Source organism: Aestuariivirga sp. (assembly GCF_037139295.1).
Classification (GTDB): domain Bacteria; phylum Pseudomonadota; class Alphaproteobacteria; order Rhizobiales; family Aestuariivirgaceae; genus Aestuariivirga.
Map to the genome: position 1 here is coordinate 1 of NZ_JBAXGR010000021.1, position 21,612 is coordinate 21,612.

The window sequence follows — 21,612 nt, forward strand, 5'->3', positions numbered from 1 at the left end:
TTGTCGTCTCGATCTGCTCCTGCCGTTAGGCAAACGCCCCGTGGCAGTGCTTGTAGCGCTTGCCGGAGCCGCAGGGGCAGGGGTCGTTGCGGGCAACCTTGCCCCAGCTCTTGGGGTCCTTTGGGTCGCGCTGCTGCGACTGCTGGGCCAGAAGCGGGCCGGACTGGGAGATTTCGTCCTCGCCGGTGATCGGGTCGATGTGGTGGGCCTGCATCATCGGCAGCTCGTCCTCGTCGAGCAGCTGCGTCAGTTCGGAGGGGTCGCGCATCTGCACTTCAACGCGCATCACCTGGGCCGTCACGTTCTCGCGCAGGCGGTCGACCATGTTTTCGAACAGGTTGTAGCCTTCGGTCTTGTATTCGTTGAGCGGGTCGCGCTGGCCGTATCCGCGGAGATGGATGACCTGGCGCAGCTGCTCCACCGTGATGATGTGGTCGCGCCAAAGCTGGTCCAGCGTGCGGAGCAGGAAGGTCTTCTCGACCTGGCCCATGATGTCCTGGCCATAGCGCTCACGTTTCTCGGCATAGTGCTTGTCACCCGCGCTGGCGACGCGCTCCATGATCTCTTCTTCGGCGATGCCCTCTTCCTTCGCCCAGTCGTCGACGGCGAAGTCGATGCCAACCACCTCGCGCAGCCTTTCGCGCAGGCCCGCGGCATCCCACTGCTCGGCGTAGGTGTTGGGCGGAATGTGCTTGTGGACGAGTTCCTCGATGGAGTGGTGGCGCATGTCGTCGATGGTCTCAGCGACCTCTTCGCCCTTCATGATGCCGATGCGCTGGTCGAAGATGACCTTGCGCTGGTCATTCATCACGTTGTCGAACTTCAGCAGGTTCTTGCGGATGTCGAAGTTGCGCGCCTCGACCTTCTGCTGTGCCTTTTCCAGTGCCTTGTTGATCCACGGGTGGACGATCGCCTCGCCCTCCTTGAGGCCGCTCATGGTCAGCATCGCGTTCAGCCGCTCGGAGCCGAAGATGCGCATCAGGTCGTCCTCGAGCGAGAGGTAGAACAGCGAGCGGCCGGGGTCGCCCTGGCGGCCGGAGCGGCCGCGCAGCTGGTTGTCGATGCGGCGGCTCTCGTGGCGCTCGGTGCCGATGACGAACAGTCCGCCGGCGTCCAGAACCGTCTTCTTGTTGACCTCGATCTCCTGCTTGATCGCGGCGATGCGGGCATCGCGCTCAGGCCCCTTGGGCAGATCGGCGAGTTCGATGTCGACCCGCATGTCAAGGTTGCCGCCCAGCTTGATGTCGGTGCCGCGGCCGGCCATGTTGGTGGCGATGGTCACAGCGCCGGGAACGCCCGCCTGCGCCACGATCGCTGCTTCCTGCTCGTGGTAGCGCGCGTTCAGCACATTGTGCGGCACGTTCTTGGCCTTCAGCATCTCGGACAGAAGTTCGGACTTCTCGATCGAGGTGGTGCCGACGAGAACCGGCTGGCCGCGGACGCGTGCCTCATCGATGGTCTCGATGATTGCATCGTATTTTTCCTTGGCGGTGCGGAACACCTGGTCGTCCTCGTCGAGGCGGGCAACCGGCACGTTGGTCGGAATGTCGAGAACTTCAAGGCTGTAGATGTCCATGAATTCCTCGGCCTCGGTCAGCGCCGTGCCTGTCATGCCGGCGAGCTTGGCATAGAGGCGGAAGTAGTTCTGGAAAGTGATGGAAGCGAGCGTCACGTTCTCCGGCTGGATCGCCACGTGTTCCTTGGCTTCCAGCGCCTGGTGCAGGCCTTCCGAATAGCGGCGGCCCGGCATCATGCGGCCGGTGAATTCGTCGATGATGACAACACCATCATCCTTGACGATATAGTCCTTGTCGCGCTGGAACAGCTTGTGGGCGCGCAGCGCCTGCTGCACGTGGTGCACGATGGTGACGTTCTCGGCGTCATAGAGGTTGGTGCCGCGCAGCAGCCCCGCACCGCCCAGCACCTGCTCGAGATGTTCGTTGCCCTGCTCGGTGAGCGTCACCGAGCGCTGCTTCTCGTCGAGGTCATAGTCCTCAGGCGTCAGCGCCGGGATGTACTGGTTCACCGCATTATAGAGGTCCGACTTGTCGTCGACGGGGCCAGAGATGATGAGCGGCGTGCGCGCCTCGTCGACGAGGATCGAGTCGACCTCGTCGACAATCGCGAAATTGTGCCCGCGCTGAACCATCTCCTCGAGGTGGTACTTCATGTTGTCGCGCAGGTAGTCAAAGCCCAGCTCGTTGTTCGTGGCGTAGGTAACGTCGGACGCGTAAGCTTGGCGGCGCTCCTCGTCGGAAAGGCCGTGCACGATGGTGCCCGTGGTCAGTCCGAGAAAGCCATAGACCTGGCTCATCCAGCTGGCGTCACGCTTGGCGAGGTAGTCGTTGACGGTAACGACATGCACGCCCTTGCCGGTGAGCGCGTTGAGGTAGACGGGAAGCGTGGCGACAAGGGTCTTGCCTTCGCCGGTCTTCATTTCGGCGATCTGGCCCTCGTGCAGCACCATGCCGCCGATCAGCTGGACGTCGAAGTGGCGCTGGCCGAGCGTGCGCTTGGAGGCCTCGCGGACGGTGGCGAAGGCGGGCACCAGGATGTCGTCGAGGTCCTTGCCTCCCGCCAGCTGTTCCCTGAACATTGCGGTCCGGGCGCGCAGTTCGTCGTCCGACAGGGCCTCGAGTTCGGGCTCGAGCGCGTTGATCGCCTCCACCCGGCCGCGGTACTTGGCGATGCGGCGGTCGTTGCTGGAGCCGAAAATCCTAGCGGCGATGCCGCGCAATCCGAACATTGATTCGTTTCCTTCAGGTAGGGGCCGTCCGCCCCCGGGTCGAGGCGCTTTCTAGTCAAGTTGCGGGGCCGGGGCAATGCGCCGCCGCGACGAAAATCGCATCGCCTGCCAGATGGTGCCAAGGTTCCGTGATTTCAATGTGTTGCATTGGCGCAACAGGGGTTTCATCTGTGGCCCGCCCACTTGCAAGGCTTCGGCAACACGACCAATGTGCGCGCGAGTTGTGACGGCCCGGACAGACGCGTGCGGGGGCTTATTCTTGCCTTCTTTGAAGGACAAAGAGCAGCGCCCGGTCGATGGCATCCGGGGCGGTCGATGGCCCTTTGAACGGTGGACTTGAATGTCGTTTTATCGTAGTCTTTTCACTATTTGCGCAGCATCGGCTCTGCTGGGCATGAGCCTTGCGATGCCCGCCCGGGCGCAGGAAGACGCCCCGCCGAAGGACGACAAGGTCATCGCCATCGTCAACGGCCACGAAATCCGGGTTTCGGAAGTCCAGATGGCGACGGACGACATCATCGGCCAGTTGCCCGACATGCCGCCCAAGTTGCGCTACCCCTTTGTCGTTGAGTACCTGATCGAACGCCACCTGCTCGCCCAGTACGCCGTCAAGGAAGGCATCGCCGAGACTGAGGAATACAAGCGCCGCCTCGCCCTTTACCAGGCCAAGGCCCTGCGCGACGCCTATTTCTTCCAGAAGATCCGCCCGATGGTGACGGAAGAAGAGATCAAGAAGGTTTATGACGAGGAAGCCGCGAAGCTCCAGCAGACGGAGCGGGTGCGCGCCCGCATGATCCTGGTCGCCACCGAAAAGGAAGCCCAGGACATCGAGAAGATGCTGGCCGACGGCCAGAAGTTCGAGGACCTCGCCAAGAAGTACAGCCTCGACGGCTCGAAGGACTACGGCGGTGACCTCGGCTACTTCACCTCAGCCGAGATGGTTCCGGAGTTCTCGAAGGCCGTCTTCGCGCTGAAGGTGGGCGAGACCTCGCAGCCAGTAAAGACAGACTTCGGCTGGCACATCATCCGCCTCGAGGACAAGAAGCAGGGCGCTGCCCAGCCCTATGACCAGGTGAAGCAGGCCATCCGCAACGTGCTGCTGCGCCAGAAGGTCGGCGAGGTCATGACCAAGATCCGCGAGGCCTCGAAGGTCGAGATCCTCGACGACGATCTCAAGAAATACGCCGAGGAGGCCGCCAAGGCCGCCAAGAGCTTCCAGAACACCAAGCCGACGCTCGACCAGGGCGGCGACGGCGCCGTGCCGGCTTTGGGCGGCGACAATGCGGCTGGCGACGCCACCACCGGCAAAGGCGACCTGCAGCTTCCGGCACAGTAAGACCCGACACCGTATCCTGACCGTTCTGAGGGGGCTCGCCATGGCGAATCAAGACGCACATCAGGTCTCGCCGCTGGCGCCAGCGGCCTTCCCGGACCTGCCGCCCATCGCCGGCGTCAGGCTGGCGGCGGCCGAAACAGGCATTCGCTACAAGAACCGGCCTGACGTGCTGTTGGCCGTCATGGAGCCCGGCACCGCGGTGGCTGGCTCCTTCACCCGCTCCAAGTCGCGCTCCGCACCGGTGGACTGGTGCGTCGACAGCCTCGAGGGCGGATCTGCCCGCGCGGTGGTCATCAATGCCGGCAATGCCAATGCCTTCACCGGCAAGGCGGGTGTCGCCACCGTCACCGCCGTGGCCAAGTCCGCGGCGAAGCTCCTCGGCTGCAAGCCGCATGAAATATTCCAGGCCTCGACCGGCGTCATCGGCGAGCCGCTGGACCCCGGTTTCATCACCAATGCCCTGGCGAAGCTCGCCGAAACGGCGGAACCCAATCAATGGGGCATGGCCGCCAAGGCCATCATGACCACCGACACCTTCCCCAAGGCGGCCACCGCCCGGGTAAAGCTCGGCGGCAAGACCGTCACCATCAACGGCATCGCCAAGGGCTCGGGCATGATCGCTCCCGACATGGCGACCATGCTGGTCTTCATCTTCACCGATGCGGCGATCCCCTCGAAGGTTCTGCAGAAGCTGCTGTCGAAGGCGGTGGACAAGAGCTTCAACTGCATCACGGTGGATGGCGATACCTCCACCTCCGATACGGTTCTGCTGTTCGCCACCGGCAAGGCCGGCAACGCCACCAAGGGCCTGCGCGCCGACGACAAGGAGCTCAAGGCCTTCTCGAAGGCGCTGAACGGCTTGTGCATGGACCTCGCCCACCAGGTGGCGAAGGATGGCGAAGGTGCCGAGAAGTTCATTGAGATCGCCGTCACCGGTGCGGAAAATGACAAAGCCGCCCACCGCATCGCCATGTCGATTGCCAATTCGCCACTTGTGAAGACGGCGATCGCGGGCGAGGACGCCAACTGGGGCCGCGTCGTCATGGCGATCGGCAAGGCTGGCGAGAAGGCCATCCGCGACAGGCTGAAGATCAAGATCGGTGGCATCACGGTCGCAAAGAATGGCATGCGCGATCCGGGCTACAAGGAAGCGGAGATCATGCCGCACATGAAGGGCCGCCACATCGTGATCGAGGCGGATGTGGGTGTGGCCAAGGGCAAGGCCACCGTGTGGACCTGCGACCTCACGCACCGCTACATCGACATCAACGGCTCCTACCGCAGCTAGTGATGAAGATCGTCCTCGTCGCCGCCGTGGCGCTGATCGACAAGGATGGCCGCGTGCTGCTCTCGCAGCGCCCCATGGACAAGCAGCTGGGCGGCTTGTGGGAATTTCCGGGTGGCAAGGTGGAGGCGGGCGAGCGCCCGGAAGCCGCATTGATTCGTGAACTGAAGGAAGAACTTGGCATCGACGTTGCCGAGTCATGTCTCGCACCTCTCACCTTCGCCAGCCACGCCTATGAAGACTTTCACTTGCTGATGCCGCTCTACGTCTGCCGCCGCTGGAAGGGCCAGGTCGTGGGTGCCGAAGGCCAGGCCATCGCCTGGGTCAGGCCCCAGAAGCTGAAGGACTATCCCATGCCGCCGGCGGACGTGCCCCTGATCCCGCATCTGGTGGATTTGCTGTAGAGGTCGTGGCCCCACTCGCCACCATCATCATCGCCGGGCTTGTCTCGACGATCCCTTTTGGCGACCAGCAAAGAAGATGCCCGGGTGAAGCCCGGGCATGATGAGGAATAGGAAAAGCGCTTGTGGGTGGTTCAAATCTTCTTCTCTTCCACCTTCAGCGCATCGGCCAGCCTTGCCTTTGCACTTCCCGGTTTCAGGGGCTGCTGCTGGCTTTCATGCGGGGCCCAGCCGGTGATCCAGGCAACCTCCACCGTCGCGCGCACGCGCTCGTCCGGGTCGGCGAAGTTCTGCTGGTAGTGGTTGATCGCAGCGCCCATCAGCCGGCGGCTGACGGGTGTACGAGAGCGCCCGACGAGGTTGTTGGAAAGGCCCAGCTCGCGGATCTCGTGGATCAGCGCCACCGCATCGGCATAACGCACAATGGTGCGGTCGAGGTCGGCCACCGGCAGGGCAAGGCCTGCGCGTTGCAATAGTCCACCCAGTTCGCGCACGTCGATCATCGGTGCCACGCGGGGTGAAACGCCGCCAGAGACGGCAGCCTCCGCCGCCAGCCATGACTGGCGGAGTTCTGTCAGCGTATCGCCCGCGAAAAGGCAGGCGAGCAGCAGGCCATCGGGCTTCAGCGCGCGGCGCATCTGGATCAGCGCGCCCGGCACGTCGTTGAAAGTCTGCAGGTCGAGGATGCTGAACACCGCGTCGTAGCGCGCTTCGGGCAGACCGAGGTCGTCGCTTGCCGAAGGGCCACGCGTTTCCACCTGCTTCACCTGGCCACCTTCCTTCAGGCGTTCGGCAATCGCTTCCGGTTCCGCCGCGATCAGCAGCACGTGTTCGAAGCGGCGGTTGACGAATGCGAGCCGTTCGACCAGCTCCTCGGCGATGGTGCGCGTCAGGATGTTGGGCTCGGCACCGCGCTTGCGTGAAGCGCGGTCCGCCGCCAGGGCGCGGTCGAAGAGGGGAGTTGCCCCTGTCATCAGCCCACGAGCTCGCGGCGGATGAGGTCATATGTGGCGCGATCGGGCGCCGAGATGATGCCGCCCTCGTGTTTCATCGCGTCATAGGGGTTGCCGTCAAGGAGGGCCGAATAGCCGCCCGCTTCTGCGTGGATCAGCACGCCCGCCGCATGGTCCCACGGCATCAGCTTGTAGTGCAGCGAGAAGTGCACGAGGCCTTCCGAGATCAGGCGATATTCATAGGCCGCACAGCGGTAGTTGAAGCTGGCCTTGGTCTTGGCGAGGTTGGCCACGGTGCGCGAGCGCTGCGGCTCCGGCATCAGGTACCAGGAGGAGAGCCCGGTCATCTCGGACAGCGCGTCGGGCTTTGCCACGGCCAAGTCTCGCGTGCGGCCATTTGCGCTCTCGCCCCAGGCGCCTGTGCCCTTCAGCCCCTTGTGCCAGTCGCGGCCCACGGGGTCATAGATCAGCCCCGCCACCGTCTCGCCCTTGGCCACCACCGCGGCCATGACGCCGAACAGCGGCAGGCCCCAGGCGAAGTTCGACGTGCCGTCGACGGGGTCGACGATGATGCAGAGGTCGGCACTGCCGATCTTGTCGAGCAGTCCCTTGTCGCGCGCCACCGATTCCTCGCCCACGAACAGCGTGTTCGGGAAGGCCTTGGCGCACTGGTCGCGAATTCTCCATTCTGCCTGCTCGTCGGCGTCGGTGACGAGGTCAAGGGCACCGGTCTTCTCGCGGACGCCACCATCCTCAAGACTGCGGAAGCGCGGCATGATTTCGGTTTCGGCGGCCTCCGCCATGATGGCGGCAAGGCGGTCGAGATCGGCACGGGAAAAGGACATGCGGGTGGCTCCGAGGCTGGTTAGGGCCGCTGTTAGACCAATCGCGCAAGGGAATCCACGGTTCCGCTGCGCTGTGTTAATGTTACGTCATGCAGATTGCATTTTCCCATCTCGCCCCCCGCCTGTGGCGGGGCTTCGTGGACCTGGTCACGCCCAGTCTCTGCCTGTCCTGCGCGGTACCTGTTGGCGAACCTTCAAGCCTCTGCGTTGCCTGTTGGGGCCGGTTGAAGCTGATCGAGGAGCCAGTCTGCAACGCGCTGGGCACCCCCTTCGCCTATGACCAGGGCGATGGCGCGCTGTCCGCAGCCGCCCTGTCGGACCCGCCCGCCTGGGACCGCTCGCGGGCTGCCGTGCTGTTCGAGGACGAGGCTGCGAAGCTCGTCCACGCCCTGAAATACCGTGACCGGCCCGAGGCGGGCCTGCTCATGGCGCGCATGATGGCGATTGCCGGCCGCAGGCTGATCGCCCAGTCGGACGTGATGCTGCCGGTGCCACTGCATTATCTGCGCCTGTGGCGGCGGCGCTTCAACCAGTCCGCCTTTCTCACACAGCGCATCGCCGCTCTTTCCGGCACACCTTGGCGGCATGACGTCCTCATCCGTGCCCGAAGCACCCGTGCCCAGGTGGGGCTGGATGAGGCGGCGCGGCGCAAGAACGTCCGCAACGCATTCGCGGTGCGCCCCGAATTGCTCGCTGTGGTGGCGGGAAAGTCCGTGCTGCTGGTGGATGACGTGCGCACCACGGGGGCGACGGCCGAGGCCTGCTCGCTGGCGCTGCGGAAGGCCGGCGCCCGGCAGGTGAACCTGCTGACCTTCGCCCTTGTCCAGCTTCCGTCGAAGTCTCATATTTGATCGATCATGCAGAAAGTCACGATCTACACCACCCCCTATTGCCCCTACTGCCACGCCGCCAAGGCGCTGCTGACAAAGAAGGGTGTCGCCTTCGAGGAAATCGACGTGCAGGACGCAGGCCTTCGCCAGCAGATGATGCTGCGCGCCAATGGCCGCCGCACCGTGCCGCAGATCTTCATCGGCGAGAGCCATGTTGGCGGCTCCGACGACATTCATGAGCTCGACCGGCGCGGCCAGCTCGACCCGCTGCTCGCAGAGCAGTGATCCGCGCCGCTCTCATCCAGCTGCGTTCGGGTACCGACATGGCCCGCAACGCGGCGGAGGCCTCTGCGCTCATCCGCGAAGCCGTGGGTCAGGGCGCCACATTCGTCTCGACGCCCGAGATGACCAACATCCTGGAGCCGGACCGCCCGCGCCTCAGGTCGCTGGCGAAGTCGGAATCGGAAGACGAGAGCGTCGAAATGTTTTCCGCCCTCGCACATGATCTCGGCCTGTGGCTCAACATTGGCTCTCTGGCGCTGAAGGGCCCGGGTGACAAGCTGCTCAATCGCTCGCTGCTCTTCGCACCCGATGGCTCTATTGCCGCGCGCTATGACAAGATCCACCTCTTCGATGTTGATCTGCCCACGGGCGAGAGCTTGCGCGAGTCACACGCCTATGAAGGCGGCGCGGAAGCGGTGCTGGTTGAAACACCGCTGGGGCCGATCGGCCTCACTATCTGCTATGACATGCGCTTCCCGCATCTCTACCGCGCGCTGGCCAAGGCGGGTGCAAAGCTCTTCACCGTGCCCTCGGCTTTCACCGTGCCCACGGGGCAGGCGCACTGGCACGTGCTGCTGCGTGCACGCGCCATCGAGACCGGCAGCTTCGTACTGGCTGCCGCGCAGGGCGGCAGGCATGAGTCGGGCCGCGAGACCTATGGCCACTCGCTCATCGTCTCGCCCTGGGGCGAGGTGCTGGCGGAGGCGGGCACCGAGCCCGGCATCGTGATCGCCGATCTCGATCTCTCGCAGGCGGATCTGGCCCGCGCCCGCATTCCGGCCCTTTTCCATGACCGGGCCATGTCCTTAACTGTCTTGAAACCCGACTGAGCAATCGTTACCTGAAGCCGATGATTCATTACGACCTCATATGCGACAAGGGCCATGCCTTCGATGGCTGGTTCCGCAACAGTTCCGCCTATGACGAGCAGGCGGACCGCGGCCTCGTGAGCTGCACGCAGTGCGGTTCTGTGAAGGTCGAGAAGCAGCTCATGGCGCCGGGCATTCCGGCCAAGTCCAATCGCAAGAGCGATTCAGCGACGAAGATGGTCGCCGCCCCGGCCGATCCGCGCCTCGCCGAACTCATGAACATGATGCGCGAGATGCGCAAGCACGTGGAAGAAAACGCCGAATATGTCGGCGACCGTTTTGCCGATGAGGCCCGCAAGATCCACTACGAGGAATCCGAGCAGCGCGGCATCTATGGCCAGACGACGGCGGACGAAGCCAAGGCGCTGGTCGAGGAAGGCATCACCGTGCACGCGTTGCCGAGGCTGCCCGAGGACGGGAACTGACGCCCCGGCATTCCTGACGTTCATCAGGCCCGGCGATGATGAATCGAATGGGGACTACCCCCGCCCGACATAGGGCATCTTGGTCGCCATCACCGTCACGAACTGCGCGTTGGCCTCCAATGGCAGCGATGCCATGTACATCACCGTCTTCGCGACGTTCGCCACATCCATCGTGGGCTCCGGTGCCATGGAGCCATTGGCCTGCGGCATGCCGGTCTTCATCTTCTCGGTCATCTCGGTTCCGGCATTGCCAATGTCGATCTGGCAGACCGCGATGTCATACTTTCGGCCATCGAGCGAGCCTGACTTGGTGAGGCCCGTCACCGCATGCTTGGTCGAGGTGTAGGGGGCCGAGTTGGGTCGCGGCGCATGGGCCGAGATCGAGCCGTTGTTGATGATGCGGCCGCCGCGCGGGGTCTGCTCCTTCATCATGCGGAAGGCCTCCTGCATGCAGTAGAAGACGCCGGAGAGATTGACGTTCACAACGTTCTGCCACATCTCGATTGACAGGTCCTCGAGCATGATGGTGCCCGGCGCACCGGTGCCGGCATTGTTGAAGAGCACGTCCAGCCTCCCGAACTTGGCCTTGCAGGCGGCGAACAGTGCCTTCACCGACTTGGGGTCCGCCACATCGGTGGGAACCGGCAGTGCGTTCGGCCCGATCTCCTTGGCCACCGCATTCAGCAGATCGGCGCGGCGTCCGGCCAGCACCACATTGTAGCCCTCGCGCGCGAAGGCCAGCGCCACTGCCTTGCCGATCCCTGAACCGGCACCCGTCACCATCGCAACCTTCATCTCAATTCCCCTTCAGGTTCTTCCACGCCGCCACGAATTCGCGTGCGGCCTTGCCCACATCATCGGCACTCATGCCCGGCTTGTAAATGTTGGAGCCGATGCCGAAACCTGCGCAGCCGGCATCGGCCCAGTCCTTCATGTTGGCAGGCGTCACGCCCCCCACCGCATAGATGTTCACGTCGCGTGGCAGCACCGCCTTCCACGCCTTCACCGTCTTGGGGCTCGCGGCTTCCGCCGGAAACAGCTTCAGGTGCCGCGCACCGGCGCGCACCGCGGTGAAGGCTTCCGTCGGCGTAAACACGCCCGGCAGCGGCACGAGGCCAAGCTCCACGGCGCGCCCGATGACCTGCGGGTTGCAGTCGGGCGACACGGAAATCTCCCCGCCCGCCGATTTCAGTTTGTCGACGCTGTCGACATCCAGAACCGTGCCCGCACCCACAACCATGCGGCCCTGGAAGCGCGCCGCGAGGGCGGCGATGGAGCGGAAGGGCTCCGGCGAATTGAGCGGCACCTCGACCACGCGAATGCCCGCATCGTGGAGCGCATCGCCGATGCCCTCCACCTCGCCCGGCGTCACACCGCGCAGAATGGCCACGATGCCGCAGGCCTTCGCGGCGTCTTCGAAACGCATCATATGATCCCCGCCTTCCTTGCGATGATCGCCAGTCCCTTCACGATGGCCTGGGGGTCGCCGTAGCGCACCTTCAGCCCCGCGATATCGATCGCCTTCACATAGCGCCCGCCGATGCCGGGCGAGGCCAGCACGGCATATTCCGCCTCGCGCGGATTGTCCCTGATGGCATGCGCCACTTCCGAGCCGATCACCTGGCCCGAGAGATAGGAGGAGATCGCCTCAGGCGCGATTTCGCCGAACAGCCCCAGCGAACGCGCCGAGAAGATGCGGTGCAGGAAGCCCGCCGGGTCCTCCAGCGCGGCGCGCACACCCACGGCGAAGGCCTTCTCGTCATCCGGCCCCGGCTTCATCAGGCGCCCGAGAATGGTGTGATCCTTCAGTGCGGCGAAAACCTCGCCCGTCACATAGGTGGAATAGCGCACCAGCCGGTCGCCCTCGGTGGTGATCCACTTGGAATGCGTGCCCGGGGTGACGAAGTGCGAGACGCCAAGGTCAAGAGAACCAAACACCTGCACCTCTTCCGAGCGCATCACGTCGGGCATGCCGTCGGGCGCGCGGTAGCTGAGCCCCGTGGCAAAGGCAATGTGTCGCCCCGAGGCGGTGGTGTGTCGGTGCAGTGCGCCCGCGACGTCCTCGGCACTCGCGGGGCAGGGGAGATAAGGCAGTTCGATCCAGCCCTGCCGCGAGGTGATCATGCCGGCGGCCATGATGGGCAGGTTCACGTCCCAGGCGCCGATCAGCCGTTCGAGTGCCGCCTCGAAGGCGCCGTCCTTCACCGCAAGGATTCCTTCCGTCGCTGCGATGGTGTCCAGCACATGTCCGCCAGCGGCCACGCGATAGGCGCGGAAGGATGTGGTGCCCCAGTCGAGGGCGATGAACTCCGTGCTCACAGCGCCTTCACACTGCCCGGCTTGTGCGCCGCCTTCACTGCCTTCAGCGGGTTGCGCAGGGGCGCACCAAACGGTGCGGCGCTGATCTCGAACACGTCGCCGTCCTGCGTCTTCACATTGTCGGCGATCGAGAGGGTGGCCGTGCCGAAATAGTGGATGTGCAGGTCGCCCGGGCGGCGGAAGCCGTCATACTTGAAGTGGTGATATTCGAGATTGGCCAGCGTGTGGCTCATGTTCTTCTCGCCGGTGAGGAAGGGCTTTTCCCAGATCACCTTGCCACCACGGAGGATGCGGCTCATGCCCTCGATCGAGGCAGGAATGCCGCCCACCACCATCTCCGGCCCGATGGAGGAATGGCGCAGCTTCGAATGCGCGAGGTAGAGGTAGTTCTGCCGCTCGGTCACATGGTCGGAATATTCGTTGCCCAGCGCGAAGCCGAGCCGCACCGGGCGGCCCTTGTCATCGATGACATAGAGGCCCGCCAGTTCCGGTTCCTCGCCGCCGTCGAGCGCGAAGGCGGGTATTGGCAGCGGTTTGCCGGGTCCGACCAGCCATGAGCCGTCGCCCTTGTAGAACCACTCGGGCTGCACGCCCGCTTCTGATTTCGACTTCGGCCTGCCGCCCTCGAGGCCCATCTTGAACATCTTCAGGCTGTCGGTCAGGTCTTCCTTGGCGCCCGACAGCTTCTTGTGCATGCCGTCGCGCGCAGCAGCGGAGCCCAGATGCGTGAGGCCGGTGCCGGTGATGATGCAGTGGGCAGGGTCCGGATGGTCCACCGGCGTCAGCACGCGCTTTTCCTTTAGTGCCGCCGCATAGTCCTCTGTCGTCGAAGTTGCGAGCGACGAAGCCATGGCTGACAACTTCACGCCCGCCTGCAGGGCCATGCGCGCGAGATCGAGCGTGGTCGCGGCCTTCTTCAGCAGCACGATCCGGTCTGCCGCCACGAGGCCCACGCGGCGCTTGCCCTTTTGGTCGGTAATCTGGACGAGGTTCATCTTGGGCTCTCCCTTGCGTGCTTTTGTATGACGAATAACCCGTCCGCTCAGCCCGCGAAAGCGGGTTTTTCGAAGCCGGTGACGTGCGGGTCGAAGCAGAACAGCCCGCCCGTCAGCGGCCGGTCGCGCAGCTCTTCCTCCGGCAACCCCTGCCGCGAGGAGGTGGCATAGAGCGTGTCAAGCTTTGCGCCACCGAAGCACACATTCGTCACGCGCTTCGCCGGCATCGGCACCACGCGGTCGATGCGGCCCTTGGGGTCGATGCGCAGTACGCAAGATCCCTCCCAGCGCGCGCTCCAGATGAAGCCATGGGCATCCACCGTCGCGCCATCAGGATAGCCGTAATCCTTCGTGTCGTTCAGGACGCGACGGTTGGAGATGGTGCCAGCCGCTTCGTCGAAGTCATAGGCATAGATGATCTGCGCCATCGAATCCGTGAAGTAGAAGCTGCGCCCGTCGGGCGACCAGCAGGGGCCATTGGAAACACCGATCCCTGTCTCCATCACCGCGACGTTGCCACTGGCATCGATGCGAAACAGCTTGCCGGTGGATGCCGTGATGGGAAGGTCCTCTCCGCGGGGACCGATGTTGTTCATCATGGTGCCGAACCAGAAGCGGCCACGCGCATCGCAGGCCCCGTCATTGCCGCGGTTGCCCGGCGTTTCCGGGTCGATCCTGCGCCACGGTGTCAGCGCGCCCGTCTCCGGGTTGAAGATCGCCAGCCCCGCCTGCGTGCCCACCAGCACCGTGCCGTCATTGCGCTTGGCCATGGCCGTCACCTTCTCGGTGAACTGCCACTTGCGATAAGCACCTGATGCCACATGCAGGCGGTGGATCGCCGAAGGCTCGATGATGTCGAGCCACCACAGCGTCTGGGTCGAGACGTCCCAGAAGCAGCCCTCGCCCAGCTTGTCCTGCGCCTCGACGAGGCAGGTGACCGGAATCTCGGTGATCTTCATTTGGCTCAGTCCTTTGCGTCGATGGGCCAGGTGTCGGCGATCTTGTAGCCGTCGGGCCAGGGGTCTTCCGGATCCAGCATCAGGGTCGACTGCCCGGTGATCCACGCCCGCCCGGTAATGATGGGGATGATCGCCGCGTGATTGCCCACCGTGGTGAGTCCCGCCACCTCGCCGATGAAGCGGCTCTCGATGATCGAGCGGCCGATGTAGCGCTCGCCTTCCTTCAGCAGGCCCTTGGCATGGAGGACGGCCATCAGCGCCGAGCAGCCGGTGCCGGTGGGCGAGCGGTCGATCTTGCCGGGCTTCACCACGCAGGCATTGCGGCTCGACAGGCAGTCGTCCACGCGTTCCAGTTCGCCTGTCAGGAAGGCGAAGGAAAAATGCCGCCATTCAGGAAGATCCGGATGGGTGAATCCCAGTTTTTCATTCGCCGCCTTCACGATCCTGCGCCCGACCACCGCAAGGTCGCGTCCCTCGTCTGGCGTGATACTGAATCCCAGCGCCCCGGCATCCGCCATCACGAAGCTGTCGCCGCCGAAGGCGGTGTCGACGGTGATGGTGCCCAGCCCCTCGACGTCCAGCGGCACGGCAATGCGCTCCGCAAAGGCCGGCACGTTCCTGAGCGTGATCGACTGCGCCTTGCCATCGCGGCACTGTGCCGTCACCTCGATCAGCCCGGCCGGCGCCTCCAGCACCAGCCTGGTCTCCGGCTCCGTCATCGGAATGATCCCGGCATCGAGCAGCACGGTGGCGACACAGATGCAGTTGGAGCCGGACATGGGTGGCGTATCCTCCGGTTCCATGATGATGAAGCCCATCTGGGCGCGGGGGTCCTTGGGCGGCACCAGCAGGTTCACATGCCGGAAGACGCCGCCCCTGGGCTCGTTCAGCACGAAGGCGCGAAGCCTGCCGTCCGAGGCCACGAAGCGGGATTGTTCCCAAACTGTTCTCCCCGGCGGCGGGGCAACACCCCCCACGATCACGTCGCCCACCTCGCCCTCGGCGTGGCAACCGATCACCTGGATGGCCTTCGATGTGCGCAAATCCGCGTCTCCCCCTGCCGTTCACAAATTCGTTATCGAACCAGAGCTTGAACTTGCCGCAATTCGCCATATTTCACCAGTGCGGCGCCGGGCCCCTCTGGCGGGATGAATGTCCCGTGATGTCGGAGCTGCAGAATGACAACATTCAACGCAGGGTCCGGCAATGGAAATTCTCCAGACGTTCATATTCTCCGACTTCCTCGGCACGCCCGCCTATTTCTGGCTGATCTTCATCTCGGTGGTCATCGGCCTCCTCGTCCTTGACCTCGGCTTCCTGCACAAGGGCCAGAAGGAGATCGAGGCCAAGGAGAGCTTCCTGCTCTATGGCGGCTACATGGCCATCGCCTTCGCCTTCGGCGCCTGGGTGTGGCATGCGCGCGGAGCCCAGTCCGGCCTCGAGTTCTTCACCGGGTACCTGATCGAACAGTCGCTGGCGATGGACAACATCTTCGTCATCGCCACGGTCTTCGCCTTCCTCGGCATTCCACGCATATATCAGCACCGCGTGCTGTTCTGGGGCATCATCGGCGTCATCCTGTTCCGCGCCATCCTGATTGGCGTGGGCGCTGCGCTGGTGATGTCCTTCCAGTGGATCCTGTTCCTGTTCGGCGCCTTCCTGGTGTTCACCGGCCTCAAGATGTTCAAGACGTCGAGCGACAAGCCCTCGCTCGAGGACAACTGGATGCTGAAGCTCATCAAGAAGAACTTCCGCGTCACCGACAGGCTGCATGGCGAAAAGTTCACCATCCGCCAGATCGACCCCAAGACCGGCAAGCTGGCGCTGTTCATCACGCCGCTCTTCGTGGCACTCATCATTGTCGAGTTCGTGGACCTGGTCTTCGCGGTGGACTCGGTGCCGGCCATCTTCGCCGTCACGCAGGACCCGTTCATCGTCTATACCTCGAACATCTTCGCCATTCTTGGCCTGCGCGCCCTCTACTTCGCGCTTGCCGCCGCCATGCACAGGTTCAAGTATCTCCAGTACTCGCTGGCGGTCATCCTGGTGCTGGTTGGCATCAAGATCTTCCTCGTGCCGCTCGGCATCAAGATCGACACCGCCATCTCGCTTGCCGTCACCATCGGCGTGCTGGCCTCCGGCATCCTCTGGTCGCTGTGGAAGACCCGCAACGACAAGCCGGAGCCTGCCCCGGTGGTCGGAACCGCCGAGTAAGAGGCCCCCTTGCCTCAGCCAACGGATACGCTATCAGGGGACCCGTCCAACGGCGGGTCCTCTCCCATGAAGAAGCTTGAACACCTCATCGAGAACATCATCCTGGCCTCACGCTGGCTGCTGGTGGTCTTCTACCTCGGCCTGACAGTGGCGCTGCTGCTCTATGCGATTTCATTCGCCAAGAAGCTGTGGGAGTTCGTCGACAAGCTCTTCGTGCTGCAGGAGACCGATACCATCCTCAAGATGCTGTCGCTGATCGACGCCGCCCTGGTGGCGAGCCTCGTGGTCATGGTCATCATCTCGGGATACGAGAACTTCGTCAGCCGCTTCGACAATGCGGAAGGTGCGGAGATTTCCTGGCTTGGCAAGCTTGATGCCTCCTCGCTGAAGATCAAGGTGGCCTCCACCATCGTGGCGATCTCGTCCATCCACCTGCTGCAGGTCTTCCTCAATGCGCAGATGTATACCGATGGCCAGCTGATGTGGCTCACCATCATTCACCTCACCTTCGTCATCTCGGCCCTGCTCCTGGCCTATATCGACAAGCTGATGGTCTCGACCAAGAAGGAAAAGGGCGAGTAGAGGGGAACCCCGCTTACCCCGTGAAGAACAGCCAGCCTACCACCGCGAACAGCGGCAGCAGGATTGCGCCCGACCACAGCATGTAGCCGAAGAAGCCTGGCATCTTCACGCCCGCGTCACGCGCCATGGCATAGACCATGAAGTTCGGTGCATTGCCGATGTAGGTGTTGGCACCCATGAACACCGCACCCGCCGAAATGGCGGCGAGCGTGGTAGCGCCCTCCGTCATCAGCTGCTGCGGGTCGCCGCCCGCGAGTTCAAAGAACACCAGGTAGGTCGGCGCATTGTCGAGGAAGGACGAGAGCCCGCCGGTGATCCAGAAATAAGCCAGGTTGTTGGGCTCTCCTGCGGGCCCCTGCACGAGCGAGACGAGCGGCGCGAACACGCCGCCCATGCCGGTCTTCAGCATCGCCAGCACCGGGATGATGGTGATGAAGATGCCCGCGAAGAGTTCCGCCACCTCCTTGATCGGCTCCCAGTCGAACTTGTTCGCCGCGCGGCGCTCCTGGGGCGTGAAGGCAAGCGAAAGGCCGACGATGGCGAGGAAGGCCGCGTCCCTCAGCAGCGCGGCGATGGGCTCATGGGTTCCGAAGATCACCACTTCGCCGAGGTCGACGGACGCCGACAGCAGGATGGTGGCGATGATGGCCGCGGTCAGCAGGTAGTTGATGCCGCCGATCACATGCACCGGCGCGCCGTCCGGGGTGGGGTCGCGCCGCATATGGCCTTCCTTGCGATAGATGAAACTGTCCATGGCGAAGAACAGGGCGAGCAGCACGCCGACGATCAGCAGCGCGGGCAGCAGCAGGTGCACGGTTGGCCAGAAGAAGCTCACCCCGCGCAGGAATCCTAGGAACAGCGGCGGGTCGCCAAGCGGCGTGAGCGCGCCGCCGGCATTGGCGACGAGAAAGATGAAGAACACGAAGACATGCACATTGTGCTTGCGGTCATCGTTCGCGCGCAGCAGCGGACGGATCATGATCATCGCCGCACCCGTGGTGCCGATGATCGAGGCGAGTGCTGCGCCGATTGCCAGGATCGCCGTGTTGGTGCCGGGTGAGCCATGCAGGTTGCCGCGCACCACGATGCCGCCGGCCACCGTGAACAGCGCCAGCAGCAGCAGGATGAAGGGGATGTATTCCTCCAGCGCCGTATGCACCAGCGCCTCGCCTGCAGTGCCGAGGCTCCGCGTCACCACGATGGGGATCAGCGCCAGCAGCGACCAGAAAACAGCCACCTTGAAGCGGTGGTGATGCCAGAAATCCGATGCCACCAGCGGAAAGATGGCGATCGACAGCAGCATGCCGAGGAACGGGATGGCCCAGGGCAGCCCCAGCGTGCGGCCGTCAAGGCCTTCGGCCGCGAAGGCGGGCACTGCGGAAACAAGCAAAAATCCCGCAGCAAGGGCGGCGCGTCGCAGCGTCATCGGTATCCTCAGTCAATGTCCAGGGTTTCGCCCGCATCAGGCACAAGGAACCGGGCAGGGTCAACCGAATGTTGTGCGAGAGCGTCCTTCAGCGCCGCCACCGGCGCATCGACCGGCTCGTCGGTGAGCTGTACGGTGCCGTGGTGGATCGCAATGCTGGCGTGGCTTTCGAGCAAGACGTGTGCTTTCACGGCCTCGTCCGGGTTCATGTGCTGCGGATGCATGAACCAGCGCGGCTCATAGGCGCCGATTGGCAGCAGCGACAGGCGCGGCGCACCGAAGCGCTTGCGCACGTCGGCGAATGTCGAACCCTTACCAAAGCCGGTGTCCGCCGCGAAGTAAATGGGGCCGCCCGGCGCCTCCACCACGAAGGCACCCCACAGTGCGGCATTGGCATCGAAGAAGCCGCGCTTCGACCAGTGCAGCGCAGGGGTGAGGTGAATGCGCAGGCCCTTGTGCTCCACGTGCTCGCCCCAGCCCAGCTCGTCGATACCGAAACGGGGCGAGGCCCGCCGCACCCAGCGCGCATTACCGTGCGGCGTCACCACATGTGCGGCGTGGTGCTTGGCGATGCGGCGCAGAGCCGGCAGGTCCATGTGGTCATAGTGGTTGTGGCTCAGCAGGATCAGGTCGATGGGCGGCAGCGTCTCCGCGGTGAGTGCTGCCGGGCGCACGCGCCTCGGTCCGGCGAAGGGAACGGGGCTCGCCCGCGAGGAGAGGAAGGGATCTGTGAGGATGTTGAGGCCCGCCGTCTGCAGCAGCACCGTCGAGTGCCCGATCCATGTCGCCTTCAGCGCATCGCCTTCGACGCGCGCGGGCGGCGGCGGGAAGCTGCGGTTCTTCATGCGCCACGGCCAGCGCGCGCGCTTTCCTTCCATCTGCCATTTCAGCAGATCGCGGAAGGAGCCCTCGCCGCGATGGCCTGCGATGATGTAGCGCTTGCCGTCGTGGACGACGTCGACCATTCAACCCCCGGCTCCCGATGCCCGGACGATCGCGTCCGGCGTCAGGGTTGTGTAGCCGCGGAACGGCCGGTCATGTTGCACGATCACGAACAGCATGAAGCTCACCGCCAGCGTCACGATGGCCAGCGCCACACGCCGGGCGAAGGGAAAGGGCGCATGGTTGATGGCAACCACTATCAACAGCAGCAGGCCCAGGCCCATCACCAGAACCCATTGCGGCAGACTGACCACGTCCTGGGCGATTGACAGCCGCTCCTGGCGGGCGGTGGAAAGCGCGTCGAGCGCCACCAGGATGCGCTGGTGCAGCAGCCTGTCCTCTTCGCTGTGCGACACATCACGGATCACCGCTGCATATATCTTGCGCAGCGACGTCTCGGCCTGGCTGCCGCCACTGCCGCCATCGGCCATGCTGTGCCATTCATCCGCAACGCCCTCTCCGTAGTCAGCGAGCATCTGGTAGAGGGCGTTGTGCGGCGGTTCCTGCGTGGCGTCGAGGTAGACTTCCATCACACGGATGGCGCGCGCCTCGGCGCTGACCGCCTCGCGCGCCCTGTCTTCGATGTTCCACACCGAGTTGGCGAGGAAGGTGACGGAGAGGCCAAACAGCGCGCCGCACACCGTGATGACGGTTGCCGACACCTCGGAAAAGCGCGGCGCCAGCTTGATGAAGCGCGGCAGGCAGAAGATCAGATTCAGCAGGATCGCAACGCTCGAAACCGTTGCGAAGACGGTCAGGAAAATGCCGAGGGCAGGCAGGTCGAAGATGAAGTCCGGCATTTTCCCGTGTCTTTCCTCAGACGGTGCGGAGGTACCATTCGAAGTCGCGCGCCGTGGGTTCGGCATAGAACCGGTCGGCCTCGACTTCCTTCAGCGTACAATAGGTGTCGACGAATTCCTTGCCGAAATATTCCTTGAGGATCGAGGCCCGCCAGAAGGCGTCGATGGCGTCGAACCAGTTGCCCGGAATGTACTTCGCCCGGCGCTCATAGCCATTGCCGTTCACCGGGTTGCCGGGGTCGGACTTCTCGGTGATGCCGTAATGCATGCCGGCAAGGATTGCGGCCATCACGAGATAGGGGTTGGCGTCAGCGCCCGACGGCCGGTGCTCGATGTGGCAGGCTTTGGGCGGGCCTGCCGGAATGCGCAAGGACACCGTGCGGTTGTTGATGCCCCAGCTGGCCGAGACCGGCGCATAGGAGTTGCGGCGGAAGCGGCGGTAGGAATTGGCATTGGGCGCGAAGATCAGCATCGATTCCGCCATCGCCGCCTTGAGGCCGCCGATGGCGTGCATCAGCAGTTCGTTCTGCATCGGGTCTTCGGCGGCGAACAGGTTGTTGCCGTCTTCATCACCCAGCGAGACATGGATGTGCATCCCCGAGCCCGTCCACGCGGAATAGGGCTTGGCCATGAAGGTGGCGGCCAGCCCGTGCTTCTCGGCCACGTTCTTGATCAGCCGCTTCAGCATGATGCCTTCGTCGCAGGCCTTGAGAACGTCAGCGCGGTGGCGCAGCACGATTTCCATCTGGCCCGGCGCGTATTCCGAGATCAGCGTCTTGGCCGGCAGGCCCTGAATCTCGCACCAGGCATAGAGATCCTTGAAGAAGGGCCCGAAGTCTTCCGTATCCTGAAGATAATAGGCCTGGTAGTGCTGGGGCCTTGCCTCGTTGATCAGCGACTGCGGCGCCATCGGCTTGCCGGCGAGTGCTGAGGCCCGGTCCATCAGGAAGAACTCGAGCTCAACCGCCCCCACCGGCTTCATGCCGAGTTCCAGCTCGAAGCGCTTGACGATCTTGTCCAGCGCATTGCGCGGGTCGGCGTAATGCGGCGTGCCGTCGAGATCATGCACGGTGGCGATGTATTGCGCGGTGGGCACATGCGCCCAGGGCACGCGCACCATGGAGCCGGGTACCGGCCACAGCAGCATGTCGCGGTCGCCTTCGTCGAAGACGAGGCCGGTTTCGGGCACGTCCTGGCCCGTCACGTCGAGCACGAGTGCCGAGATCGGCATGAAGCGGCCGTCCTTCCAGGCCGGCACCACCTCGTCACGGCGCAGGATCTTGCCGCGGGCAACGCCGCACATGTCGGTCCAGATCACGTGGACGCTTTCGATGTCCGGATTGGCATCGAGGAAGGCCTGCGCTTCGGCTTCGCGGCGGGGGAACACGAGTGTCATGCTGTTT

22 protein-coding genes are annotated in these 21,612 nt (G+C 64.1%); 9 read left to right on the forward strand and 13 right to left on the reverse strand.

Translation table 11 applies throughout. The features are described from left to right. Window positions 1-25 precede the first annotated feature (25 nt). Window positions 26-2,746 carry a preprotein translocase subunit SecA gene (gene secA, locus WCJ41_RS07960; RefSeq protein WP_336905314.1) on the reverse strand — a complete coding sequence of 907 codons (2,721 nt, stop codon included), beginning with the start codon at window positions 2,744-2,746 and terminating at the stop codon, window positions 26-28. Window positions 2,747-3,140: 394 nt separating this feature from the next. On the opposite strand from secA, the gene WCJ41_RS07965 reads away from it, so the two are divergent. Genes WCJ41_RS07965 through mutT form a run of 3 tightly spaced genes read left to right on the forward strand, consistent with a single transcriptional unit; the run spans window position 3,141 to window position 5,771 of the window. After that, window positions 3,141-4,082, forward strand: a complete 942-nt coding sequence (locus WCJ41_RS07965; protein ID WP_336905315.1) for a peptidylprolyl isomerase — start codon at window positions 3,141-3,143, stop codon at window positions 4,080-4,082. A 40-nt stretch (window positions 4,083-4,122) separates the two neighbouring features. Then, window positions 4,123-5,370 carry a bifunctional glutamate N-acetyltransferase/amino-acid acetyltransferase ArgJ gene (gene argJ, locus WCJ41_RS07970; RefSeq protein ID WP_336905316.1) on the forward strand — a complete coding sequence of 416 codons (1,248 nt, stop codon included), beginning with the start codon at window positions 4,123-4,125 and terminating at the stop codon, window positions 5,368-5,370. A 2-nt stretch (window positions 5,371-5,372) separates the two neighbouring features. Further along, window positions 5,373-5,771, forward strand: a complete 399-nt coding sequence (mutT, locus tag WCJ41_RS07975; RefSeq protein ID WP_336905317.1) for an 8-oxo-dGTP diphosphatase MutT — start codon at window positions 5,373-5,375, stop codon at window positions 5,769-5,771. A gap of 131 nt (window positions 5,772-5,902) precedes the next feature. On the opposite strand, the gene WCJ41_RS07980 is transcribed toward mutT, so the two are convergent. Further along, a complete protein-coding gene (locus WCJ41_RS07980) occupies window positions 5,903-6,742 on the reverse strand; it encodes a methyltransferase domain-containing protein (RefSeq protein WP_336905318.1) in 840 nt (279 codons plus the stop codon). Next, the gene (locus tag WCJ41_RS07985; RefSeq protein WP_336905319.1) at window positions 6,742-7,566 is read right to left on the reverse strand and encodes an inositol monophosphatase family protein; all 825 of its coding nucleotides are present in this window, start codon (window positions 7,564-7,566) and stop codon (window positions 6,742-6,744) included. Before WCJ41_RS07985 ends, WCJ41_RS07980 begins: the two co-directional genes overlap by 1 nt. Before the next feature lie 89 nt (window positions 7,567-7,655). Between WCJ41_RS07985 and WCJ41_RS07990 the strand changes: the two genes are divergently transcribed. Genes WCJ41_RS07990 through WCJ41_RS08005 form a run of 4 tightly spaced genes read left to right on the forward strand, consistent with a single transcriptional unit; the run spans window position 7,656 to window position 9,972 of the window. Beyond that, window positions 7,656-8,417 carry a ComF family protein gene (locus WCJ41_RS07990; protein WP_336905320.1) on the forward strand — a complete coding sequence of 254 codons (762 nt, stop codon included), beginning with the start codon at window positions 7,656-7,658 and terminating at the stop codon, window positions 8,415-8,417. A gap of 6 nt (window positions 8,418-8,423) precedes the next feature. Then, window positions 8,424-8,681, forward strand: coding sequence for a glutaredoxin 3 (gene grxC / locus WCJ41_RS07995; protein ID WP_336905321.1), 258 nt, complete (start codon window positions 8,424-8,426; stop codon window positions 8,679-8,681). Next, entirely contained in the window at window positions 8,678-9,508 is an 831-nt protein-coding gene (locus tag WCJ41_RS08000; RefSeq protein ID WP_336905322.1) for a carbon-nitrogen hydrolase family protein, read from the forward strand. Before grxC ends, WCJ41_RS08000 begins: the two co-directional genes overlap by 4 nt. Before the next feature lie 20 nt (window positions 9,509-9,528). Next, window positions 9,529-9,972 carry a DUF1178 family protein gene (locus WCJ41_RS08005; RefSeq protein ID WP_336905323.1) on the forward strand — a complete coding sequence of 148 codons (444 nt, stop codon included), beginning with the start codon at window positions 9,529-9,531 and terminating at the stop codon, window positions 9,970-9,972. Between the two features lie 54 nt (window positions 9,973-10,026). Here WCJ41_RS08005 and WCJ41_RS08010 read toward each other — a convergent pair whose 3' ends face one another. From WCJ41_RS08010 to WCJ41_RS08035, 6 genes are read right to left on the reverse strand one after another with little or no spacing between them, the layout of a single operon-like run. Continuing rightward, window positions 10,027-10,767: an SDR family oxidoreductase gene (locus tag WCJ41_RS08010; RefSeq protein WP_336905324.1), complete on the reverse strand. Its 741-nt coding sequence runs from the start codon at window positions 10,765-10,767 to the stop codon at window positions 10,027-10,029. A gap of 1 nt (window position 10,768) precedes the next feature. Next, a complete protein-coding gene (locus WCJ41_RS08015; RefSeq protein ID WP_336905325.1) occupies window positions 10,769-11,398 on the reverse strand; it encodes a 2-dehydro-3-deoxy-6-phosphogalactonate aldolase in 630 nt (209 codons plus the stop codon). Next, window positions 11,398-12,291: a 2-dehydro-3-deoxygalactonokinase gene (locus WCJ41_RS08020; protein ID WP_336905326.1), complete on the reverse strand. Its 894-nt coding sequence runs from the start codon at window positions 12,289-12,291 to the stop codon at window positions 11,398-11,400. Before WCJ41_RS08020 ends, WCJ41_RS08015 begins: the two co-directional genes overlap by 1 nt. Beyond that, window positions 12,288-13,286: an AraD1 family protein gene (gene araD1 / locus WCJ41_RS08025; RefSeq protein ID WP_336905327.1), complete on the reverse strand. Its 999-nt coding sequence runs from the start codon at window positions 13,284-13,286 to the stop codon at window positions 12,288-12,290. Before araD1 ends, WCJ41_RS08020 begins: the two co-directional genes overlap by 4 nt. A gap of 47 nt (window positions 13,287-13,333) precedes the next feature. Beyond that, complete coding sequence (locus WCJ41_RS08030; RefSeq protein WP_336905328.1) at window positions 13,334-14,245, reverse strand: SMP-30/gluconolactonase/LRE family protein; 912 nt, start codon at window positions 14,243-14,245, stop codon at window positions 13,334-13,336. Between the two features lie 5 nt (window positions 14,246-14,250). After that, window positions 14,251-15,288 (reverse strand): proline racemase family protein, encoded by a 1,038-nt coding sequence (locus WCJ41_RS08035; RefSeq protein ID WP_336905329.1) that lies wholly within the window; start codon window positions 15,286-15,288, stop codon window positions 14,251-14,253. Window positions 15,289-15,451: 163 nt separating this feature from the next. Here WCJ41_RS08035 and WCJ41_RS08040 point away from each other — a divergent pair, with 163 nt between their 5' ends. Beyond that, a complete protein-coding gene (locus tag WCJ41_RS08040) occupies window positions 15,452-16,459 on the forward strand; it encodes a TerC family protein (RefSeq protein WP_336905330.1) in 1,008 nt (335 codons plus the stop codon). Between the two features lie 66 nt (window positions 16,460-16,525). Then, entirely contained in the window at window positions 16,526-17,041 is a 516-nt protein-coding gene (locus WCJ41_RS08045; RefSeq protein ID WP_336905331.1) for a TIGR00645 family protein, read from the forward strand. A 13-nt stretch (window positions 17,042-17,054) separates the two neighbouring features. Here the strand turns inward: WCJ41_RS08045 and WCJ41_RS08050 are convergent, their stop codons facing one another. From WCJ41_RS08050 to WCJ41_RS08065, 4 genes are read right to left on the reverse strand one after another with little or no spacing between them, the layout of a single operon-like run. Beyond that, window positions 17,055-18,467, reverse strand: a complete 1,413-nt coding sequence (locus WCJ41_RS08050) for a sodium:proton antiporter (RefSeq protein WP_336905332.1) — start codon at window positions 18,465-18,467, stop codon at window positions 17,055-17,057. Between the two features lie 8 nt (window positions 18,468-18,475). Next, on the reverse strand, window positions 18,476-19,432 hold the full coding sequence (locus tag WCJ41_RS08055) for an MBL fold metallo-hydrolase (protein ID WP_336905333.1): 957 nt from the start codon (window positions 19,430-19,432) through the stop codon (window positions 18,476-18,478). Further along, window positions 19,433-20,209: a hypothetical protein gene (locus WCJ41_RS08060; protein WP_336905334.1), complete on the reverse strand. Its 777-nt coding sequence runs from the start codon at window positions 20,207-20,209 to the stop codon at window positions 19,433-19,435. Window positions 20,210-20,225: 16 nt separating this feature from the next. Beyond that, the gene (locus WCJ41_RS08065) at window positions 20,226-21,605 is read right to left on the reverse strand and encodes a glutamine synthetase family protein (RefSeq protein ID WP_336905335.1); all 1,380 of its coding nucleotides are present in this window, start codon (window positions 21,603-21,605) and stop codon (window positions 20,226-20,228) included. Window positions 21,606-21,612 lie beyond the last annotated feature (7 nt).

What these genes read in the sequence shown, in the direction of transcription:
- WCJ41_RS08045 (WP_336905331.1), top strand. Translation starts at nt 16,526, where the DNA reads ATGAAGAAGCTTGAACACCTCATCGAGAACATCATCCTGGCCTCACGC.
- WCJ41_RS08050 (WP_336905332.1), bottom strand. Translation starts at nt 18,467, where the DNA reads ATGACGCTGCGACGCGCCGCCCTTGCTGCGGGATTTTTGCTTGTTTCC.
- WCJ41_RS07985 (WP_336905319.1), bottom strand. Translation starts at nt 7,566, where the DNA reads ATGTCCTTTTCCCGTGCCGATCTCGACCGCCTTGCCGCCATCATGGCG.
- WCJ41_RS08055 (WP_336905333.1), bottom strand. Translation starts at nt 19,432, where the DNA reads ATGGTCGACGTCGTCCACGACGGCAAGCGCTACATCATCGCAGGCCAT.
- WCJ41_RS08030 (WP_336905328.1), bottom strand. Translation starts at nt 14,245, where the DNA reads ATGAAGATCACCGAGATTCCGGTCACCTGCCTCGTCGAGGCGCAGGAC.
- WCJ41_RS08005 (WP_336905323.1), top strand. Translation starts at nt 9,529, where the DNA reads ATGATTCATTACGACCTCATATGCGACAAGGGCCATGCCTTCGATGGC.
- WCJ41_RS08065 (WP_336905335.1), bottom strand. Translation starts at nt 21,605, where the DNA reads ATGACACTCGTGTTCCCCCGCCGCGAAGCCGAAGCGCAGGCCTTCCTC.
- grxC (WP_336905321.1), top strand. Translation starts at nt 8,424, where the DNA reads ATGCAGAAAGTCACGATCTACACCACCCCCTATTGCCCCTACTGCCAC.
- WCJ41_RS07965 (WP_336905315.1), top strand. Translation starts at nt 3,141, where the DNA reads ATGAGCCTTGCGATGCCCGCCCGGGCGCAGGAAGACGCCCCGCCGAAG.
- WCJ41_RS07990 (WP_336905320.1), top strand. Translation starts at nt 7,656, where the DNA reads ATGCAGATTGCATTTTCCCATCTCGCCCCCCGCCTGTGGCGGGGCTTC.
- argJ (WP_336905316.1), top strand. Translation starts at nt 4,123, where the DNA reads ATGGCGAATCAAGACGCACATCAGGTCTCGCCGCTGGCGCCAGCGGCC.
- WCJ41_RS08015 (WP_336905325.1), bottom strand. Translation starts at nt 11,398, where the DNA reads ATGCGTTTCGAAGACGCCGCGAAGGCCTGCGGCATCGTGGCCATTCTG.
- WCJ41_RS07980 (WP_336905318.1), bottom strand. Translation starts at nt 6,742, where the DNA reads ATGACAGGGGCAACTCCCCTCTTCGACCGCGCCCTGGCGGCGGACCGC.
- araD1 (WP_336905327.1), bottom strand. Translation starts at nt 13,286, where the DNA reads ATGAACCTCGTCCAGATTACCGACCAAAAGGGCAAGCGCCGCGTGGGC.
- secA (WP_336905314.1), bottom strand. Translation starts at nt 2,746, where the DNA reads ATGTTCGGATTGCGCGGCATCGCCGCTAGGATTTTCGGCTCCAGCAAC.
- WCJ41_RS08060 (WP_336905334.1), bottom strand. Translation starts at nt 20,209, where the DNA reads ATGCCGGACTTCATCTTCGACCTGCCTGCCCTCGGCATTTTCCTGACC.
- WCJ41_RS08010 (WP_336905324.1), bottom strand. Translation starts at nt 10,767, where the DNA reads ATGAAGGTTGCGATGGTGACGGGTGCCGGTTCAGGGATCGGCAAGGCA.
- WCJ41_RS08040 (WP_336905330.1), top strand. Translation starts at nt 15,452, where the DNA reads ATGGAAATTCTCCAGACGTTCATATTCTCCGACTTCCTCGGCACGCCC.
- mutT (WP_336905317.1), top strand. Translation starts at nt 5,373, where the DNA reads ATGAAGATCGTCCTCGTCGCCGCCGTGGCGCTGATCGACAAGGATGGC.